Below are 17734 nucleotides of genomic sequence, written 5' to 3' on the forward strand. Positions count from 1 at the left end.
CTAGAGCAGGCCGGTCGGGCCGACCGGGCGGGTGGGCGCCACGGCGAGCGTCGCCACGGCGCTCTGGTACTGGCCGACCAGCTCGGCGACCATCTCCTGGCGGAAGAAGCTGGGGTTGTAGAGCAGCACCCCGCCCCGGCGATCGGCGTCGATCACGACGCCGGGAGCGCCCCGTCGGATCCACAGTGGAATTCGTTCGGGTGGTGCGGTCGGCGACCACTCGGGCCGGACGCTCTCCACGCCGCCGTCCGGGGGTGCGGCGGTCGCCCGCTCCCCCTCCTCCGGGACCGCCCCCCGCGCCGGTACGGCCGACTGGAACCAGGCGTCGAAGAGATGGATGAACGGCCAGGGTCGCTGCTGCCGGAAGGTCGGGTTGACCGCGTCGGCGATCTCGGTGAACGAGGCGGCGTGCCGCAGCGCGTCCACGTTGGCCCGGTGCGCCGTGGCCACGTGTTCCAGGAACGAGCGGCCCGGATCGGCCGAAAGCGGCAGGTAGATGTTGGTGGTGAACTGGCCGATCACGCCGGTGCTGTCGGGCGTGTCCCGGCCGAGGGTGGTGCTGCCGAGGACCAGGCGCCGCTGGCCGGTCCGACCGGCGAGCACCAGATGGTACGCCGCGAGCAGCACCGTGAACGGCGTGGTGCGGGCGGTGGTGGCGACGGCGCGTACCGCGTCGGCGACCTCCGGCGGGAGGCTGAACCGGTACTGTCCCTCGCCCTGTAGGTCGGTGCTCCGGTGCTCGACCGGGAACGGCAGCGGCCCGGGCAGCGGGGTCAGCGCCGCCCGCCAGTACGCGGCCCGCCCGTTCGTCCGGTCGCGCAGCCGTCGCTGCCGTTCGGCCACCTCCTGGAAGCCGATCACGGGTGGCGGCTGCGGCGGTCGCAACCCGCTCCTCGTCCGGTACGCCGCGTCCAGGTCGTCCAGGAACACGCTTATCGACCAGCCGTCCGCGATCACGTGGAACATGCAGACGAGCAGGATGTTCCGGTCGGCCGCGAGGCGGACCAGGGTGACCTGCCAGAGCGGTCCGGCGAGGAGGTCGAAGTCCCGGTACCGCTCGGAGAAGGCGAGTTCGGCGAGGTCGCGCTCCTGCTCGTCTCCGGCCAGGTCGCGCAGGTCGACGACCCGCAGCGGCGGCTCGACGGCCGGGTCGACCCGGACCCACGGGTCGCAGCCGGTGCTGAGGAAGCGGGTACGCAGCGAGTCGTGTCGCGCCGCCACGTCGGCCAGGGCGGCGGCGAGCACCTCGCTGTCCAGGTCGACGTCGAGTTCGACGGTCTGGACGACGTTGAACTTCGCCTGCCCGGGGTCGTCCGGCGCGAAGTACTTGGTGAACTCCCACACCGTCTCCTGGCTCGGGGCCAGGGCCAGCGGGGTGGGAGCGCCGGAACTCATCGCGGTTGCCCGTCCGCCGCGCCGTCGGGGCTCGACGGATCGGCGTTGGTCGCCGCCCGGCGGGTCGGCTCGTCGACCCACTCGAACTCGCCGAACAGGTAGTCCGGCCGGCCGAGCTGGATGGCGGCGACGGCCTTGCCGGCATCGTTCGACCAGTCCAGCAGCGCGCAGGCCACCGCGTCGCGGACCGGGTGGGGTCCGTCGCCCGGCCGGTACCGGCGGTAGGCGTCCCGGGCCAGCAACGCGGCGGCGACGAGTGGGGCGGCCAGCAGGCTGCGCCCCCGGGTGACCCGGGCGGCGGCTATACCGGCCGCCGCAGCCACGCCGACGGCGCTGACGGCGTTCGTCTTGGCGCGGCGCCGGCCCGGGTGCACCTGGGAGAGCCACTGTCCCGACCGGCCGTACGTGTAGAGCCGCTGGCACACCGCGCGGAGCGACTCGCTGTTGCCCGGGTGGTGGATCACCTCTGCCTTGGGGTCGCACTCGATGACGTAGCCGGCCGCGCTCAGTCGCAGCCCGAGGTCGACGTCCTCGCCGGCGACCACGGTCAGGGTGTCCTCGGCGAAGCCGCCGACCTGCTGGAAGGCCGACTTGCGCAGCGCGAGGTTGGAGGTGGTGGCCCAGGTGACCCGGGTGTACCTGATCGGCCGGTCGAAGGCGGTGTTCAGGTACGGCGAGCGGCGTGCCACGCGGAAGACCGCTGTGTCGCTGTCCCGGACCCGGGTCGGGCCGGCCACGCCCGCGACGTGCCGTGGCGCGCTGTGCAGCCGCGACACGTGCCGCTGCAACACGTCGGGCGCGAGCTGGCAGTCGGAGTCGGTGAAGAGCACGAGGTCGTGGCGGGCCAGCGCGACCCCGAGGTTGCGTTTCGCGCCGACGTGCCGGGGACCGGTCACGTACCGGGCGCCGGCGCGCTCGCAGTTGGCCCGGTGCCGGGCGGCGTCCTCGGCGCAGGAGTCGTCGACGACGACCACCTCCACCGGTGCCGGGCAGCGGGCCGCCGCCACGGCGAGGCTCTCCAGGAGGTCGGCGAGTTCGGCCACCCGCCCGCGTACCGGGACCACGACCGAAATGCCTGGTGGATCGGCCGCCGGTGGTGGCAACTCGCCGCTCACAATGACGCACCCTTTCGCGATTGCACCCCGAATGCATACTGATACGTATTGTCAGCGAAAGTTTCGGTTACGCCCTGCAATCCAACGGCAGAATCCGGCATGCGTTATCTCCATGCAGACGGTGAAAGGTGCAAGCAAAGTTGGCGGCGACCACTGGCGCATACGCTTGCGAAAGGACTTGCAACGGCAGTTACGCGACTTGCCGAACCCTAACCCGCAATCACGGACCGGTCCAGCGCGCTTCTCGACCCGCCCGATCCGGGACGTCGCAAAACGCGTTCGGGCCGGTGACCGGCCCGCAAATCGGCCACGACACGACCATGCCGGACCAGGGTGACCGGCCATCCGTGGCGACCGGGAGAGCTGTGCGCCGGGCGTGGTCCACGCCCCGGCGGGTACGACCTCAGCGCGGCCGGAGGTGGCCCGATCGGCGAGCCGGACTCGACGTCGGCGGCGCCAGACACCTCAGCCCGCTCGGCGTCGACGCGCCGGGCGGGCTGCTGCGAGGGGTGGTGGGGTGCGTCGTGCCGGGCGGCTGCCCGGAGGGCTGCGGGGTGTGCCGGCGACGGCCTGTCAGGCCATCCGGCGGACCCGCTGCTCGAGCTGGTCGGCCAGGCCGCTCCACTCGGCGGCGCACTGACGGCCCAGGTCAGCCAGCACGTAGATGCTGTGCGGGGGCACGTCGGCGGCGACCTCCTCCCAGCCCTCGGTGCCACCGGCGCGCAGGTTGAGCCAGCGCAGGATGTTCCGGCCGGACTCGGTGAAGCGCAGCGACGGGTCGTTCATCAGCCCCTGCAGGATGGCGGCCCGGCTGGACTCCGGCGCGGACTGCGGGTGCATGTTCGTCGGCTCGCGGGAGGGCTCCCGGGCGGGGACCGGCTGGGGGCGCCGGGTGGCGTCGATCAGGTGGTTGTTGCGGCGCTCGCGAGGGGGTACCGGATCGTCGCCACGGCGCACCCGGGCGCGCACGTCCCGGGCCGTCGCCAGGGAGATGCCGGCCTCCCGGGCGATCTCCCGGAGCGACGCCTCGGGCCGCGCGGCGATGATTTCGCTGGCCAGGACGCGCCCGGAGGCGCTGCTCACCGGCCTGGTGCGGCCGTCGCGGCCGACCCGGGCGGAGACCGTGGCGGCGCCGGCCCGGTGCCGGACGCTGGCGACGGTGCCGGGTGCGAGGCCGGTGGCCTTGCCGACCGCGCGGTCCGACCACTCGGGGTGCGAGCAGATGATCCGGGCGGCCGCCGCCTGCCGTTCGGCCAGCGAGAGCGGCAGCCCGTGCGCGGTGTTGGCGCGGACGGCGGCGACGAACTCCTCCCGCTCGCTGCCGTCGAAGAACTCGACCTCGATGTACTCCTCGCCGCGCAGCATCGCCGCGTGCAGGCGGTGCATCCCGTCGATGACCCGCATCGTCCGGCGGCTGACCAGGATCGGCGGCAGTGTCGCGTCGATCTCCGCCAGCATCCGGCTGTGCTCCATGTTGAGGCCGGACAGCCGGGGCGAGTCCGCCGACCTCAGTTCCTCGATGCGGACCAGATCGGTACGCAGGGCATCTGGCACCGCCCCGATACGCTGGGCAAGATCGACGATCTTCCTGCCGTTCTGCTCCACCGTTACTCCCCCCGAAGGACCGTGGCTGGAAACGACGGCACGGCGTCGCGGCAAACGCCACTATAAAGCGGCTTTGCCGTTACGAAGTATTGACTAGAGCCTAACCCCCGTGCTGATCCGACGATAACACGCGCGTTTCGGAGACGACAGGTTAGGAAAGCACCAAGTCGATTATCGGCTTTATCACCAACGCCGCGCCGCGTCAACCATCGGCCCCTGTTTCGAGACCGCCGCGTTCCATAAACTCCGCGATACCGGCGACCGTTGGCTGGTCATAGACCTCGTGTACCGGCACGTCCACGCCGAACACCGACCGCAACTCGAACGCCAGCACCGTTACCGTCAGAGAGTCCGCGCCGAGCTCGAAGAAGTCGTCGTGCACACCGACGGACTCGCGCCGCAGGACCGTGGCGCAGATGTCGGCGACGGCGCGCTCGGTCGGGGTACGCGGGGCGGCGACGGCGGAGGACGGCCGCGCGGCCGACGGCCAGGGCAGGGCGGCGTGGTCCACCTTGCCGTTGGCGTTGCTCGGCAGCGACGTCACCGCCACCACCGCCGGCACGAACGCCGCCGGAAGATGCCTTCGTACGTGTCCGGTCAGCTCCGCCGCGTCGGCTTCGCCGGTCTCGACGAAGGCCACCAGCCTCGGCGTACCGTCCACCGCCGCCCCGGTGGCCACCACGACCCGCTCGACGGCGGGGTGCGCCGCCAGTACCGCCTCGATCTCGCCCGGTTCGATCCGTACCCCGTGGACCTGCACCTGCCGGTCCGACCGCCCACGATGCTCCACCAGGCCGTCCAACCGCTCCCGGGCGAGGTCACCGGTCGCGTAGAGCCGGCGCCCCGACCCGCTCGGGTCCGGCCGGAAGGCGGCGGCGGTGCCCGCCGGATCGCCGAGGTAGCCCCGGCCGACCCCGAAGCCGCCGACGTAGAGGTGACCGACCGTGCCGGTGGGGACCGGCTCCAGCGCGTCGTCGAGGATGTGCAGCCCGGCATGCGGGTAGGCGCTGCCGATGGGGCAGTTGTCGCCCTCCGGCGCGGCGCCGAGGTGCCAACTGGCGACGTCGTCACTGCACTCGGTCTGCCCGTACGCGTTCACCAGCGGGACCGCCGGGTAGCGCTCGAACCAGCGCCGGGCGACGTGGGCCGGCAGCGCCTCGCCGGTGGAGATCATGAAACGCAGGTCGGGCAGCGGCACCGGCTCGGCGCTCGGCCGCAGCGCCGCGTCGAGATACGAGGCGACCACCTCCGCGACGGTGATCCGCTCGCGCGCCAGCACCGGCACCAGCGCGGTCGGGTCCTCGACCACCTCGTCGGGCAGCACCACCACCTCGGCGCCGACCAGGAGTGGGGCCAGCAGCTGCCAGACCGCGACCACGAAGGTGGACCGGGCGGTCTGCGCCACCCGGTCGCCGCCGGCGAGCCCGAACTCGTCGATCTTGGCGAGCAGGTGGTTGAGCACGCCGCCCGCCTCCAGCAGTACGCCCTTGGGCAGGCCGGTGGAGCCGGAGGTGTGCAGGACGCAGGCCAGGTCACCCGGGTGCCCGAGCGATGGGTCGGGTACGGCTGCCGGCGGCGCCCCGGCGATCGGGGCCGCTGCGCCGCTGTCGATCGGGAGCGTCGCGACGCCGTCGGTGACCTCCGCGAGTACCGCCGCGCAGTCCGGTCCGGTCAGGACCAGGGCCGGGGCGCTGCCGTCGAGCACCGCGCGCAGGCGCGGGGCCGGATCGCCCGGATGCAGCGGCAGGTACGCCGCACCGGCCCGCAGCACCGCGACGACACCGACCAGCAGTTGCACGCCGCGCGGCGCGAGCACGCCGACGACGCTCTCCCGGCCAACGCCCCGGCCACGCAGCAGGGCCGCCAGGGCGGCGGTGCGCTCGTCCAGCTCGGCATAGCTGAGCACCTGGTCGCCGCAGGAGACCGCCCGGGCCTGCGGCGTGCGCGCGGCCTGCCGCCCGAAGCGGAGGGCGAAGGATTCGCCGCCGGCCCGGTCCGCCGGCTCGCCGCTGGGTCGGGCCTGCGGAGAGCGCAGCCGGTCCTGCCGCCCGGCCGGGTCGGCGGCGAGCGCCGCGAGGCAGTCGCGGTAGTAGCCGACCAGGCGGTCCACCTCGGCGTCGTCCAGGCCGGTGCAGCTCAGCTCCAACCGGATCGCGCCGCTGTACGGGTCGACGCCGAAGTCGGCCAGCAGCGACAGGCCGGTCTGGTCGCGCAGATCCGTCTCGATCACCTCGACGCCGGCCTGCTCCATCTGCCGGTACACGTGGAAGGAGGTGAAGTTGAACGCGGTGTCCAGCAGATAGGCGACGCCCAGGTCGCGGGTGATCCGGGTCAGCGGGTACCGCCGGTGGGGCAGTTGCGCGGTCTCCAGGGCGAAGACCGCGCGCACCAGCTCGGCCCAGCTACCCGCGCCGACCCGGACCCGCAGCGGCAAGGTGTTGAGGAACTGGCCGAGGACGCGCTCGCCGTCGGCCACCTCCATCCGGCCGTTGGCGACCAACCCGGTGACGACGTCGGCCTCGCCGGTGGCGAGCGTCGTGGCCCGGACGTGCGCGGCGAGCAGCACGCTCTTGAGCGGCACCGCCAGGGACCGGGCCACCCCGGCGAGCCCCTCCGCGACCTTCGGGTCCACCGGCACGTCGACCAGCCGGTGCCGGTCGCCGCGCCCGCCGCGCCCGGGCGAGAGCAGCGTGCCGGTAGTGCCGGCGAGCCGGTCGAGCCAGAAGTCGCGGTCGGCCTCCCGGGCCACGCTGTCGCGTTCCGCCGCGACGAAGTCGACGAAGGCGGCTCGACACGGCCGCTCCGCCACCGGCGCGCCGCCGACCGCGGCGAGATAGCGGCCGAACAGGTCGGTCAGCAGCGTCGCCACGCTCCAGCCGTCGAGTACGGCCTCGTGCATCGTCAGCGTGAACTGGAACGTCTCGTCGGTGCGGCGATGCACCGCGAAGCGCACCAGCGGGGCCTGGGCCCAGTCGAAGCGCCGGGCCTGCTCGGCGGCGACGAAATCGGCGAGCGCCCGCTCCCGCTCGTCCGCCGGCAGGTCCCGCAGGTCGTACACCTCCAGCGGCACCCGCGCGGTCTGCTGCACCAACTGGAGCGGCTCGCGGAATCCGGTGAGGGCGAAGGAGGTACGCAGGATCGGGTGCTCCCGCGCGATCTGGTCGAGTACCTCGCGCAGCAGGTCGGGGTGGAGCGGCGCCCGCAGGTGCGCGGTACGGGTGTTGTGGAAGACCGGTGCGCCCGGGCGGTACTCGCTGTCGAAGACCATCCCGGCCTGGGTCGCCGCGAGCGGGTACGCCGCCACGACGCCGTCCGGCAGCGCCGCCCGGTCCGCGTCGTCGAGCAGTTCGAACGGGCCGACCGGCCGGGCCGGGGCGGTCGGATCGGCCCGCTCGGGTGCGGCGGCGATCGCGGCGGCCAGCCGGCGCACGGTCCGGTGCTCGAACAACTGCTGCACCGAGAAGGCGACGTCGCGCTCGGCGGCGACCGCCCGCATCTGGATGCTCCGGATCGAGTCACCGCCGAGGGCGAAGAAGTCGTCGTCGATGCCGACCCGGTCGACGCCGAGCGCGGCCGCCCAGACCGCGCAGAGCACATCCTCGGTCGGGAACCGGGGCGCCTGGTACGCGGCGGTCAGCTCCGGCCGGCTGCTGTCCGGGGCCGGCAGTGCCGCCCGGTCGACCTTGCCGCCGCGCGTGGTGGGAATCGCGTCGATCGGCACCAGCACCGCCGGCACCATGTACGGCGGCAGCCGCTCCCCGAGGAACTCGCGCAGCGCGTCGAGCGACGGCGCCCCGGTGCCGGCGACGTAGTAGCCGACCAGGCGGGGCCCGGCGACGCCGTCGCGTACCGTCGCCACCGCGTCCCGGACATCGGGGTGCCGGCGCAGCGCCTCGGCCACCTCCGCCGGCTCCACCCGAAAGCCGTTGATCTTCACCTGGTCGTCGATCCGGCCCAGGAAGTCGAGCCGCCCGTCGGCGCGGTACCGGCCGAGGTCGCCGGTGCGGTAGAGGCGTCCACCGTCGCCGAACGGGTCCGGGACGAACCGCTCGGCGGTCAGGTCGGGGCGGCCGAGATAGCCACGGGCGAGCCCCGGCCCGCCGAGGTACAGCTCACCCGGCACGCCCGGGGGTACCGGCCGACCCCGCTCGTCGAGCACGTAGACGTGGTATCCGGGCAGGGGGCGGCCGATCGGCGGCGCCGCACCCGACACGTCGGCGGTGAGCCGCAGGTAGGTGGCGTTCACCGTCGCCTCGGTCGGGCCGTAGCAGTTGTAGACGGCGGTGGCCGGCGCGGCGGCGAGGGTCGCGGCGAGCGGACCGGGCAGCGCCTCACCGGCCACGATCAGCAGGGCCGGCGGTGTCCCGTCGGCGCCGGCCGGCGCCAGCAGCCCGGCGTCGACCAGCGTGGCCAACTGGGTGGGGGTGGCGTTCACCGCCGCGATGCCCTGGCCCCGGAGGTACCGGACCAGCCCGTGGTTGTCCCGCCGCAGCGACGGCGGCAGCAGGTGGAGTTCGTGCCCGTCCAGGAGCAGGACGAGCTGTTGCAGCGAGGCGTCGAAGGTGACCGGGGCGTTCAACACCACCCGGGCGGGTCGGTCGAGGTGTCCACCGTAGACGGCGGCCCGCATGGCGTCGTGGAAGGCGGCGAGCGCGCGGTGGCTGACCAGGACGCCCTTCGGCCGCCCGGTGGAGCCGGAGGTGTAGATGGCGTAGGCGGGATTGTCCGGGCCGGCCACCGGCGCCGGGTCCGCCGTCGGCTCGTCCGGGTCGGCCGGCGGCAGGTCGGTGTCCAGCCGCAGCATTTCGGCCGAGGGCAGGCGCAGCCGGGTGGCGACCTCGGCGACCGTGACGACCAGCTTCAGTCCCGCGTCGCGGAGCTGGAACGCGACCCGCTCCGCCGGCCCGTCCGGGTCCAGCGGTACGTAGCCGCCGCCGGCCTTCAGCACGGCCAGCACGGCGACCGGCAGCTCCGGGCCGGGCGGCAGGCAGACCCCGACGAGGGTCTCGGCGGCGACACCACGGGTCGCCAGGTGCCGGGCCAACCGGTTGGCCCGGGCGTTCAGCTCGCCGAAGGTGAGGGTGGTGTCGCCGTACACCACCGCCGGCCGGTCGGGCGTGCTCGCCGCCCGGTGCTGGAAGCGGTGGTGGAAGCAGATCGGCTCGACGGTCGGCGGCGGTGCGGCCCGCCAGGTGCCGGCCAGCAGGGCACGCTGCTGCGCGGGGGGCAGCAGCGACAGCTCCGCGATCGGGGTGTCGGGGCGGCTCAGCGCCTCCCGGAGCAGCTGCCCGAGGTGGGCCGCGAGCCGGGACGCGGTGGCGTCGTCGAGCGCCTCCGCGTCGTAGCGCAGCACGGTCGCGAGCCCGTCCGGGGTACGCACGGCGGAGAGCTTCAGGTCGAAACGGTCGGCGGGGCCCTCGGCGTCCACCACCCGGAAGGTCACCGGGCCGGCCTGCACGGCGCCGGGCAGGTCGAGGTACTCGAAGGCCAGCGGGACGTACGGGGTGGCCGCCTCGGCCGGCAGGTCCCAGCCGAAGTACTGGTGCAGCCGGCCGTTCTCGGCGTCCGCCGCACCGAGCCGCTCGACGGTGGCGCGCAGCGACCACTGTGGATCGACGGCGGCGAGGTGCGGCGTGAACCGGGTGAGCGGCCCCACCACGTCGGCGAGTTCCTCGTCGTCGCGGCCGTCGGCGGCCACCGCGACCAGGACCCGCCGCTCGGCGGTGAGCCGGGCCAGCAGCACCCGCCACACCGCCAGCAGCACCGCGTCGGACGTCGCCTCGAAATCGTCGATGGCGGCCGAGGTCTCCGCCTCGACGGGGACGGGACAGCCCCGGGGCGTGAACCGGTCGGATCGCGGGTCGGGAGCTGGTTCCACCAACGGCAGGTCGCTGGCGAGCGCCTCCCGGACGCCGTCCTCTTCGGACAGTCCCCGCCAGTGGTCCCGGCCGGCGGCCGACTCGGGCGACTCCAGCAGTTCGTTGAGCCACTCCGCCAGGTCGGCGTACTGCACCGGCTCGGCCGTCGGGGCCGGCCCTCCGACGGCAGCGTGGTATTCCGCCGCGATCGCCGCCGTCAGCGGGCCGATCGAGCCGGTGTCGAGGCACATCGCCGACGCGGTCACCTCCAGGCGGTGCCGGCCGGGACCGAGCCGGGTGAGCCGGAAGCGCGGCGGGGTCCGCACACCGCCCACGGCGTCGGCGTCGGGTCCGGGTTCGGGAACGGCGCCGTCCACGTCGAGTCGTCCCGGCCGGGCCGGCCCGATCGCCTGCACCGGCAGGCTCATCGACGGCAGGGTGGGAAAGCCGGTGCGCAGGATCTCGTACCGCGCCACCACCGCGTCGACGGCCGTGCCGAGGGCGGACACGTCCAGCGGCCCGTCCACCGCGACCACGCCGCGCACCAGGTAGGGCCCGGGCTCACCGGCCGCGACGGTCGAGATCCGCTGCTGCAACGGCGAGAGCCGGTACGCCTCACCGGCTCCGGCGCCACCGGCCTCCGCGTTCTCAGTGACAGTCACGGGCGACCCCCATCGGACGGTACGTCGGTTGAGACACCACACACTCCTGGCCGCCTGTGGCGCACGGTTCCCGCGTGGCCGACCCGGTCGCGCCAGTGCGGCGATCCGGGCCAGGACGGCGAAGGCGACCAGGTCGTATCGGCCGATCGCAATGTGGACGGTAACCGAACTGTCCACTCTCGGGAAGCGCCGTCGCGGGCTACCCTCCGACCGTGCGCCGACCCGACGACAATGCCGTGGAGCGGCCGGACCTGCGCTCCGCGGCCGTGCTGTTCCGCTGGATCGCCAAGCGGCAGTGGCGGTTGCTGGTCTACGGCTGCACGCTCGCCGTCGTCGCGATGGGCACCCGTAGCCTCATCCCGGCCGGGGTGGGACGGGCCGTCGACGCGCTGGTGGCCGGCGGAGCGGACGGTGTCTTCGCCCGATGGGTCGGCGCGGTCGGCGCGGTGGGTGTGCTGAGCACGGTGGCGAGCGTCTGGGCGCACCGGGTCTCCGTGTCGATCCGGCTGGCAGCCGGCTTCCGGGTGCAGCGGCTCACGGTCGGGCACGTGGCCGGGCTGGGCGACACCGTCCGGCGCCGACTCGTCGCCGGTGAGGTGGTGGCGCTCTCCGGGATCGAGTCGGCGAACGTGGGATTCGCGTTGGTCGCGGCGGCGAACCTGGCCGGGGCGGTCGCCTCGGTGGTCGTCATCGCGGTACTCCTGCTGGCGGCGTCACCCGCGCTGGGCGCCGTGGTCGTACTCGGAGTGCCGGTCACGCTCGCGGCGGTCGGCGCGTTCGCCGCACCGCTGCAACGCCGCCAGCGCCGGGTCGGCGACGCGCTCGCCGGGGCCGCGTCGGTCGCCGCCGACATCGCGGCCGGGCTGCGGGTCCTGCGCGGCATCGGCGGCGAGCAGAACGTCCTGGCCCGCTACCACCGCGCCTCGCAGCAGGTGCGCCACACCGCGGTCGCCACGGCCCGGACCCAGGCCACGATGTACGCCGCACAGGTGCTGCTCCCCGGTCTGGTGCTGGTCACCGTCACCTGGCTCGGGGCGCGAGCCGCCGCGGCGGGTCGGATCAGCGCGGGCGAACTGGCCGCCTTCTACGGCTACGCCGCCTTCCTCTTCCTGCCGCTGAGCGCGGCGTCGGACGCGGTCGTCGCGCTGACCCGGGGGCTGGTCTCGGCACGCCGGGTGCACGCGCTGCTGACGATCGGGCGGGACCGGCCCGAACCGGCCCGGCCGCTCTCCCCGCCGGACGGGGACGTCGGGCTGGTCGACCACGACTACGGAGTGACCGTACGACCGGGCAGGCTCACCGCGATCGTCTGCCTCGACCCGGGCGACGCCGTGGCGGTACCGGCCCGGCTGGCCGGTTACGCGGCCGGGGACGTCCGCCTCGGCGGCGTACCCCTGGATCGGCTGCCCCTGGCGGAGCTGCGGCGGCGGGTGCTGCTCGTCGACGCGGACGCGGTGCTCTTCGCCGGCACGCTGGCGGAGACCCTCGCCCCGCCCCGCGCCGGCCGTGGCGTGCCGCCGGAGCTGGCCCTGGCCACGGCGGCGGCCGAAGACCTGCTCAGCGGTGACCCGGCGGGCTGGTCCCGGCCGGTGACCGAGCAGGGCCGCTCCCTGTCCGCCGGGCAACGGCAGCGGCTGGCGCTGGCCCGGGCGCTGGTCGCCGACCCGGACGTGCTGCTGCTGGACGAACCGACGAGCGCGCTGGACGCCCACACCGAGGCGCGGGTGGCGGAGTCGTTGCCGGGGACCCGGGCCGGACGGACCACGGTGCTGCTGACCGCGAGCCCGCTGCTGCTGGCCCGGGCGGAGCACGTCGTGCTGGTCGAGGGCGGGCGGGCGGTGGCCGAGGGCAGCCATCCGAGCCTGCTCGCCGATGACGAGCGCTACCGCGCACACGTCGGCCGGGGCGCCGCCGAGACGGCGGTACGACCGTGAGCGCCCCCGCCCTGCCGGTCGCGTCCGGTCGCGCGGTCTGGTCGTACGCCCGCGAACTGCTTGCCGCGCACCGTGGCCGGCTCGGCCTGATCCTCGGGCTGCATGTCGTGGCGGCGGCCGCCGCGCTGGTCGGCCCGCGCCTGCTCGGCTCCATCGTGGACGCCGTGCAGCGCGGCACCCCGGTCGCCCGGGTCGACACGCTCGCCGCCGGCTACGCCGGTGTGCTGCTGGTCCAGGCGGCGTTCGTGCTGGCGGCCCGCCGCCGCGCCGCCCTCCTCGCCGAGGAGCTGCTGGCCCGGATCCGGGAGCGGTTCATGGACCGGGTGCTGCGGCTGCCGCTGCCACTGGTCGAGCGGGCCCCGGCCGGCGACCTGCTGACCCGGGTCACCTCCGACGTCGAGTCGCTGTCGTACGCGCTGCGCGCCGCCGTACCCGAGGTGGTGGTCGCGGCGGCCGTGGCGACGCTGACCGTCGGTGCGATGCTGCTCACCGACGTGACGCTCGCGCTCTGCCTTGCGGCCGGGTTGCCGCTGCTGGTCCTCGGCACCCGGCGCTACCTGCGCCGCGCTCCCGCCGGCTACCGGGCCGAGACCGCGGCGTGGGCGAGGGTGAACGCGGTGGTGCACGAGACCGTGGCCGGGGCGCGGACGGTCGAGGCGCTGCGGCTCGGCCCGAGGCGGATCTCCGACACCGACCGGGCGATCGCCGAGGTGCGTGCCGCCGAACGCCACACGCTGCGGCTGCGGACCGAATGGCTGCCCGGTGTCGAGCTGTCGTACCTGCTGACGGTGCTGGCGGCGCTGATCCTCGGCGCGGTGCAGTACCAGCGCGGCGCGGTGAGCCTCGGTGACGTCGTCGCGGTGACCGTCTACGCGTGGCTGCTGGTCGAACCGCTCGACGCGCTGGTCGGCTGGCTCGACGAACTCCAGCTCGCCTCGGCCGCGCTCGCCCGGGTCGTCGGGGTGCAGAACGCGGCGGAGCAGGGTGCGGCGTGCCGCCCGACGGAGACCTCGATCCGCCCCGACGGCAACGGAGTACGGGTGCGCGCGGTGCGCTTCGGCTACGACGCCACGCCGGTACTGCACGAGGTGAGCCTGACGGTCGCCCCCGGCGAACGGCTCGCGCTCGTCGGGCCCAGCGGGGCCGGCAAGAGCACGCTGGTACGCCTCGTCAGCGGCATCGACCTGCCCGACGGCGGGACCGTCGAGATCGGCGGGGTGCCGACACACGCGCTGCCGCCCGAGGTCCTGCGCGGGTACGTCGCGATGCTGACCCAGGAGAACCACGTCTTCGCCGGGTCGCTGCGCGACAACGTACGGCTACCGCTGCCGCCGGACGTCGACGCCGACGTGGTACGGGCGCTCCGGACCGTCGACGCGCTCGGCTGGGCCGAGGCGCTGCCGCAGGGGCTGGAGACCCGGGTCGGTGCGGGTGGGCATGCCCTCTCCGCGGCGCAGTCCCAGCAGCTCGCGCTGGCCCGGCTGGTCCTGGTCGATCCGGCGGTGCTGATCCTCGACGAGGCGACCGCGGCGCTGAGCCCGCGCTCGGCCCGGCGCCTCGAACGGTCGCTGGCCGCCCTGCTCGCCGGGCGGACCGTCATCGCGGTCGCACACAAGCTGCACACCGCGCACGACGCCGACCGGGTGGCGGTGCTCGACGGGGGCCGGCTGATCGAGGTGGGCCGGCACGAGGAGCTGGTGGCCACCGACGGCGTGTACGCCAGGCTCTGGCGGGCCTGGCACGGTCAGGCGTAGGTGGCCTCGACCGGGTCGGCCATCGCCACCACGACCTTTCGGCGCCCGGTGAACGGGGCCCGGCCGTGCGCGGCCAGCATGTTGTCCAGCAGCAGCACGTCCCCCTCCTGCCAGGGGAAGGAGACGGTCGCCCGGTCGTACGCGGCGTGCAGGATCGCCAGCGTCTCCGGCTCGATCGGCTCGCCGTCGCCGTAGAAGCTGTTCGTCGGCACGCCGTACGGCCCGAGGTCGGCCAGCAGGGCGTCCCGCAGGGTCGGCTCCAAAGTGGAGACGTGGAAGAAGGTGGCGTGGTTGAACCACACCGTCTCCCCGGTCGAGGGGTGCCGGGCGAATGCCGGCGCGACCCGGGTGGTGCGCAGCCGGTCGCCGTCCTTCCACTCGGCGGTGAGACCGTTCTCCTGGCAGTAGCGCTCCACCTCGGCCCGGTCGTCGGTGTGGAACGAGGTCTGCCACGGCAGGCCCAGCCCGTCGCCGTAGTTGCGCACGTACCGCACGCCACGGCGGGCGAACTCCTCCCGCACCGGCACCGGCAGCAGGTCGAGGACCTCGCGGGTGCCGGCGATCGGCGTCGCGCCGCCGGTGGCGGGCGCCGTGACGCAGCAGAAGCCGATCCGCATCGGCCAGCGCACCGAGTACGACATCTCGTTGTGCAGGAAGATCGACTGGTCGGCCGGGTGGTCGGTGGAGGTGTAGACGTTGCCACTGACCTGGTGCCGTGGTGACGACCGCTCGTGTTCGGCGACGAGGTCGGGATAGAGCGCCGCCATGAACGCGTCGAACCGGGCCGGGTCGGTGATGCCGGAGCCGCGCAGCAGTACGGCGCCGGAGGCCAGCAGGTGTTCCTCGATCACGTCCCGGTGCGCCACGGCCCACTGGTCGAGCTGCACGCCGGGCACCGCCGGACGGATCAGCACCGGGAGGTTCCGGTCGGGGTGGAGCCGGCCGCTGTCGACCAGCGCGGACCCGGCAACTGCGGTACGTCGCCGGCTCCTCGGACCCCGCGACGCCTTTTCGGGTGCCTCTGACGCCATTTCTCGCACCTTTTCGTCCGTTGCTCGCCGCTGTATTTCCGGCCGTCTTTGCTCCGCGTCGTCCGCAGGGGCCGCAACCGGCGTGGAGAAACGTACCAGCGCGGCGCCGGGCGGCAAATGAGGCACGTTCCCGGCCCGTGACGGAATCGTTGTCGGCCGCCGGAGTGGTGCCCTAGCATCGACCGGCGAACCGGGCCTGGCCGGCGCACAGAAAGGGGAAAAGGGATGGCCTTCGACGACGATCAGGACGACCGGCGGTACACGGTCGTGGTGAATGACGAGGAGCAGTACTCCATCTGGCTGGCCGACCGGGAGATCCCGGCCGGGTGGCGGGAGGTGGGCCGCACGGGCAGCAAGTCCGAGTGCCTGGAGCACATCAGCGAGGTGTGGACCGACATGCGCCCGCTGAGCCTGCGCCGGTCGATGGAGGCGACGGCCTGACCGGCGCCGGTGGTGTGCCGGGGCGGGCCACCCGCCACCGGCGCACCCGGGTCCAGCGCCGCTTCTCGCCCGGGTTCAGCGCCGCTCGTCGCCCGGGTTCAGCGCGGCTCCTCGCCCGGGTTCAGCGCGGCTCCTCGCCCGGGTCGAGCGCCGCTCCTTGCCCGGTCAGCGCCGCCAGCCGCCGAGCGGGGCGGCCAGCGCCGACCCGTCGAAGCCGACCCCGTCCGCCCGGGCCGCCTCCTGGACCGCCCGGGTCTCGTCCAGCACGCCGTGCCGGGCCAGCCACCCGTCGTCGTACACGGTGACGCCGTAGTTGTCCCCGCCGTCCGGGATGACCGCCACCGGCCGGCGGGGCCCGCCCGTGGCCGCCGGCAGCCCCCCGACGTAGGCGGCGAGGACCGCCCCGCCCGATCCCCCGATCGCGAGGCCGGTGTCGTCGAGGAACATCCGGCAGTACGCGAAGGCTTCCACGTCACGCACCCGGAGCGCCTCGTCGTAGTGCCCCGGGCGCAGGAACGACGACTTGCGGCTGGAGCCGATGCCGGTGAGCAGGTGCGAGCGGCCGACGTCCCGGGTCACCAGCGAACCCTGGACGTCGACCGCGTAGATCCGCACGCCCGGCCGGGCCTGCCGCACTCCCTCGCTGATCCCGACGAGCGTGCCGCCGGTGCTCACCGCGACCAGTACCGCGTCGAGGTCGCCGCCGGTCTGGCGGAGCAGCTCGCGGGCCGTGATGTCCCGGTGCACCCCCGGGTTGGCCGGGTTGGAGTACTGGTCGGGCCAGCGCAGTGCCGGGTCCTCCGCACACAGCTCGCGTACCCGGGCCAGGCGGGTGAGCAGGTAGCCGCCGTGGGTGTCCCGCTCGTCCACCGGCGCCACCACCGCGCCCTCGGCGCGCAGCCGGTCGCGTACGGTGGCCGGCACCTTCGGGTCGACCACGACCGTGAGGTGGCAGTGCAGCAGCGAGAGCACCCGGGCCAGGGCGAGGCCGAGGTTTCCCGAGGTCGACTCCACGACCTGGGTGCCCGGCGCCAGCGGGCGTTCGGCGTCCAGCGCCGCGACCAGCCCGACCGCCGTGCGGTACTTGATCGAGCCGGTGGGGTTGAAGAGCTCCAGCTTCAGCCAGAGCGGATGCTCGCCGCCCCGCCGACGCACCAGCACCGGCCACAGGGGCGTGTCGGTGTGTGCGGCCAGCCGCAGCGGGGAGCCCACCCGTCCGCTCGTGTCGCGCTGGCCCGTGACGGTCGGGCTTCCGGCGTCGGGCATCAGCGGTCGAGGAGGTGGCCGAGATCCGCTATCCGGTTGTTCCCGTCGACGAACACGACCTTCGGCTTCACGGACTCCGTCTCGGTGTCGGCGACGCCGTACCCGATGATGATCAGGATGTCGCCGGGGTGGGCCAGCCGGGCGCCGGCCCCGTTCACGCTGATGATCCCGGAGCCGCGCTCCCCCTCGATCAGGTAGGTCACCAGGCGGGCGCCGTTGGTCACGTTGACGACGTGCACCTGCTCACCGGCGATGAGGTCGGCGGCGTCGAGCAGGTCGAGGTCGACGGTAAGCGAGCCGATGTAGTTCAGGTCGGCCTGGGTGACCGTGGCCCGGTGGATTTTCGATTTCACCATCGTACGAAACACTGGCGGACCCTTTCCTGGCGAAGATTTCGGAATCTCCGGGCGAGGTACGACGGAAACTGTGTGGCACACCGCGCCGCGCATCGACAGAGATATCGGGCGGCTATTTATCACCACTAATGGGGAATGCTAGTGCCAACCCGTCGATCGGCAAAGAGGACCGGCGCACTCCCACGACCGTCCTTTTCGGACCACACCGGCACCCGCACACGCCCCACCGCAGCCACGCGCAACCGGAGGCGCGGGACGACCGACCGGCGCGACGCCCAACCGCCGGAACGCCCGACCGCCGGGACGCCCGAGTGGCG

General features: G+C 74.1%; 10 protein-coding genes. 3 read left to right on the forward strand and 7 right to left on the reverse strand.

Features of this window, described 5'->3' with window-relative positions; genetic code table 11:
• The 4 genes from C6W10_RS00755 to C6W10_RS00770 form a co-directional block, all read right to left on the reverse strand.
• Entirely contained in the window at positions 1–1395 is a 1395-nt protein-coding gene (locus tag C6W10_RS00755; protein WP_107255885.1) for a condensation domain-containing protein, read from the reverse strand.
• Positions 1392–2510: a glycosyltransferase family 2 protein gene (locus C6W10_RS00760; RefSeq protein WP_159104397.1), complete on the reverse strand. Its 1119-nt coding sequence runs from the start codon at positions 2508–2510 to the stop codon at positions 1392–1394. The genes C6W10_RS00755 and C6W10_RS00760 overlap by 4 nt, the downstream gene beginning before the upstream one ends.
• Positions 2511–3083: 573 nt before the next feature.
• Positions 3084–4115 carry a ParB/RepB/Spo0J family partition protein gene (locus C6W10_RS00765; protein WP_199853233.1) on the reverse strand — a complete coding sequence of 344 codons (1032 nt, stop codon included), beginning with the start codon at positions 4113–4115 and terminating at the stop codon, positions 3084–3086.
• 202 nt (positions 4116–4317) lie between these two features.
• A complete protein-coding gene (locus C6W10_RS00770) occupies positions 4318–10635 on the reverse strand; it encodes a non-ribosomal peptide synthetase (protein ID WP_107255887.1) in 6318 nt (2105 codons plus the stop codon).
• A gap of 212 nt (positions 10636–10847) precedes the next feature.
• On the opposite strand from C6W10_RS00770, the gene C6W10_RS00775 reads away from it, so the two are divergent.
• Both C6W10_RS00775 and C6W10_RS00780 read left to right on the forward strand, forming a co-directional pair.
• Complete coding sequence (locus C6W10_RS00775; protein ID WP_159104398.1) at positions 10848–12569, forward strand: ABC transporter ATP-binding protein; 1722 nt, start codon at positions 10848–10850, stop codon at positions 12567–12569.
• Complete coding sequence (locus C6W10_RS00780) at positions 12566–14323, forward strand: ABC transporter ATP-binding protein (RefSeq protein ID WP_107255889.1); 1758 nt, start codon at positions 12566–12568, stop codon at positions 14321–14323. Before C6W10_RS00775 ends, C6W10_RS00780 begins: the two co-directional genes overlap by 4 nt.
• On the opposite strand, the gene C6W10_RS00785 is transcribed toward C6W10_RS00780, so the two are convergent.
• On the reverse strand, positions 14314–15237 hold the full coding sequence (locus C6W10_RS00785) for a TauD/TfdA family dioxygenase (protein WP_199853820.1): 924 nt from the start codon (positions 15235–15237) through the stop codon (positions 14314–14316). The genes C6W10_RS00780 and C6W10_RS00785 overlap by 10 nt on opposite strands.
• Positions 15238–15579: 342 nt before the next feature.
• On the opposite strand from C6W10_RS00785, the gene C6W10_RS00790 reads away from it, so the two are divergent.
• A complete protein-coding gene (locus tag C6W10_RS00790) occupies positions 15580–15795 on the forward strand; it encodes an MbtH family protein (RefSeq protein ID WP_107255891.1) in 216 nt (71 codons plus the stop codon).
• Positions 15796–15960: 165 nt separating this feature from the next.
• Here C6W10_RS00790 and C6W10_RS00795 read toward each other — a convergent pair whose 3' ends face one another.
• Positions 15961–17007, reverse strand: coding sequence for a pyridoxal-phosphate dependent enzyme (locus C6W10_RS00795; RefSeq protein ID WP_159079166.1), 1047 nt, complete (start codon positions 17005–17007; stop codon positions 15961–15963).
• A 53-nt stretch (positions 17008–17060) separates the two neighbouring features.
• A complete protein-coding gene (gene panD / locus C6W10_RS00800; RefSeq protein ID WP_107255893.1) occupies positions 17061–17429 on the reverse strand; it encodes an aspartate 1-decarboxylase in 369 nt (122 codons plus the stop codon).
• Between the last annotated feature and the right edge of the window lie 305 nt (positions 17430–17734).

The organism is Plantactinospora sp. BB1 (assembly GCF_003030385.1).
Classification (GTDB): domain Bacteria; phylum Actinomycetota; class Actinomycetes; order Mycobacteriales; family Micromonosporaceae; genus Plantactinospora.

Coding starts and splice junctions, on each gene's coding strand:
- C6W10_RS00755 (WP_107255885.1), bottom strand. CDS start 1,395: ATGAGTTCCGGCGCTCCCACCCCGCTGGCCCTGGCCCCGAGCCAGGAG.
- C6W10_RS00790 (WP_107255891.1), top strand. CDS start 15,580: ATGGCCTTCGACGACGATCAGGACGACCGGCGGTACACGGTCGTGGTG.